This is a genomic window from Streptomyces sp. NPDC007872 (assembly GCF_042868165.1).
Classification (GTDB): Bacteria; Actinomycetota; Actinomycetes; order Streptomycetales; family Streptomycetaceae; genus Streptomyces.
In genome coordinates this window covers 134007-136590 of record NZ_JBIAEA010000008.1, presented here as the reverse complement: position 1 = coordinate 136590, position 2584 = coordinate 134007, and the positions used below count along the sequence as shown (strand labels likewise).

General features: G+C 63.4%; 2 protein-coding genes. Both read left to right on the top strand.

The genetic code is table 11. From position 1 onward, the window contains the following. Positions 1-1328 precede the first annotated feature (1328 nt). On the top strand, positions 1329-1964 hold the full coding sequence (locus ACFYNX_RS26610) for a hypothetical protein (RefSeq protein WP_388664793.1): 636 nt from the start codon (positions 1329-1331) through the stop codon (positions 1962-1964). Between the two features lie 46 nt (positions 1965-2010). Then, positions 2011-2430 (top strand): hypothetical protein, encoded by a 420-nt coding sequence (locus ACFYNX_RS26605; protein ID WP_388664791.1) that lies wholly within the window; start codon positions 2011-2013, stop codon positions 2428-2430. The last annotated feature ends 154 nt before the right edge of the window (positions 2431-2584 follow it).

Here is a 2584-nt window from a genome sequence, read left to right as displayed (position 1 = left end):
TCCACCACTCCCCACGTCCCGTGGGCAGCGCAGAGGCACCAGGTCTCCTGCAGTTCCTTCCTGCGCTACCAGAGCCGATGGTTCGAGCTGAGCGGGGCTCCGAACGCGCTTGGGCAGCTACGTTCCGTCCAGCGGGAACAGAGCCACCATGAGCTCGTTGACGCTCCCTTCCTGCGGAATGAGTGACGGACCAAGCGTGGCCACTGAGCGCGGCGGAACAGCGCGTTCGTATCTCAGGAACAGGCTTGGGAATCAGGCTGGTCTTGGTCGTTGGCACCCTCCTGCCGGTGGACATCCCAGGGGCGCTGCCCCTGGACCCCGCCAGGGGCGAGCGGCCCCTGGACCCGCATCGCGGGGGCCAGCCCCCAACCCCGTCAGGGGGCATAGCCCCCTGCACCCCCTGCTGGGGGCCTACTCGCCCCCCAGACCCCCAGCGCCAGGCGCTTTGGCACCCTGGACCCGCCCCCCATCGCGCCCTGCGCTTACCTCCCTGACGGTCGGACACGCACCCCTCGGGCGCAGAGCGCCCTCACTGGGCACGATGGCCTGGGCACTTCCTTGAGCTACAGGAGGATCAGATGGAGGAACGTTGCGTGCGCAGGTGAGCTCATGTGTGTGGCTGGCTCATGTGAGCTATCGAGGTCCGCATCCTCGAACCTGGCTGCCGAAGCATCGTTCCAGAGCGAAGGGTCAGAGCGAGCCGTCAGTGAAGTAGGTGGGGTGTGCGGTGGATGCGTAGGCTCGCCTCTTTTATAAGAGGCCCGCGGGCTCGTAGGCCTCTGACCTGCAGTTTTATCGACGTCAGGTGGCTCCGGCCGACACACTCAAGGGGCAAAAGTGTTAACGCGGCCAGCACAGATTGGCCATAACTTCGCTTCAGCCGAACTTTTCTGACCTGTTATCGGGCCCCGGAGAAGCAGCAGGTCAGGACTGTGTGGCTGTATCGCGGGTGGGCGCCGATGCGTCGACGGCTCACGGTCGTGTGTGCGCCCTAGGGGCACAGAAACTTCGACTGAGGCGAATCTTTCGCACTCCGTCCCTCGTTAAGTTCGACTGAGCCGAAGATTTCAGGTGTCGGCGACGAGCCGTCTGCGCAGGGGTGTGTAGCTGCGCCAAGAACTTCGGCTCAGTCGAACCTTTCACTGAGTCGAATCAGACACGCCGCACCGCCTCAAAACTTCGGCTCAGTCGAAGTTTTGGGCTAGGCTCAGGCGCGCTTGAGTAACAAGGAGGTACGAGTGACGCCTGATCCGCCGACGCGTCGACCGCGTCGGCCTGCAGACACCCCCACCGAGCCCTCAAGCCGTGGCGACCTCCTGGAGGACGTCATGGCAACGCTGGCCGTGAAGTTGGGGCAGGCCTCCAGCATCACGCCGCCCGGCGCGGGAAGGGAGAGCCGGCGGGCTCCACGCAAGGTAAAGCAGATCCGCATCGACTACGAGGATCCGCCGACCACCATTCACGACATGGCAGGCGACGATGGCTACAGCCTCGCCAGCAACTGGTTCACCGCAAAGCTCGCTCAGTTGATCATCGCGAACCGCATCACCCCATCGCAGGTCGCAGTGTTCCTGTTCGTTGCCAGTGGTCAAAAGCGTGGGACAGGGGTCACGTCCTACACCCAGCAGGAGATCACCGATGCTCTCAATGTAGAGGTCCAGAAACAGAAGAAGCCTGGCGCCAAGGCGATCACCCGCCCGACGGTCAATCGGGCGGTCAAGGCTCTGTGTAACTACGGGTGGCTCGAAACCGCAGGCTACGGCCGGATCCAGCTGAATGTTCGCCTGTGGTTCTCCGGGAACAGCGACGATCAAAGGGATGTGCTGGGACAGATCGCTGCAAGTCATGACAACGATCCGCAGGCGTTCCCGTACCGAATCGGACCAGGTGATCTCACGGGCCAGGAGACGTTCGACTTCCCAGACCTGGTCACTCGACCTGCCAAACGGGACGCGGCCGGGTGATATCCCACCGAAGACGACAACGACGTGATCGAGGAGAATCCGACTGATGGACATCCCCGTCCTCTCCCCTCTCGTGAGCGAACGGATCTGGGCCCTTCCCATCGGCGCGGCTGCTGTCAAGTTCCTCAACTACCTGGTCTACCGGAGTGACTTCGGTGGGGCCATCCCCGTGCCACAGAAGCAGATGGCGATCGAGTACAAGGTCGTGCCCTCGACCGTGAGCGTCATGCTGGACCAGCTCGTCGAGCTGAACATCGTCTTGCGCGCCCCCGGTGGAGTCGGCAAGAAGGGCAATACGTACTGCCTTCACCCACTCGCCGCAAAGTACGAGAGCATGGATGCGCTGGAGGCCGGTTGGCACCAAGCCCTTCTCGACATGAGAGCCGGCCGTCTCGTCGGTCTCAACCTGCCCGAGTACCAGACGGTGCCGCCAGATGAGGGCAACCCCAGACTGCGAGTTGCCTGAAACACAAAGAACGCCCCGCCAGATTCTGGCGGGGCGTTCGCGCTTGAGTAACTCGGTAGGGCCAGTATACGACGTTGCCAAGGGGCTGCCCAGTGCTGACTGTCAGCAGCACCCTGCACTCAGGCTGGCCGAGGCCTTGGGCGGCTGGGCGGCC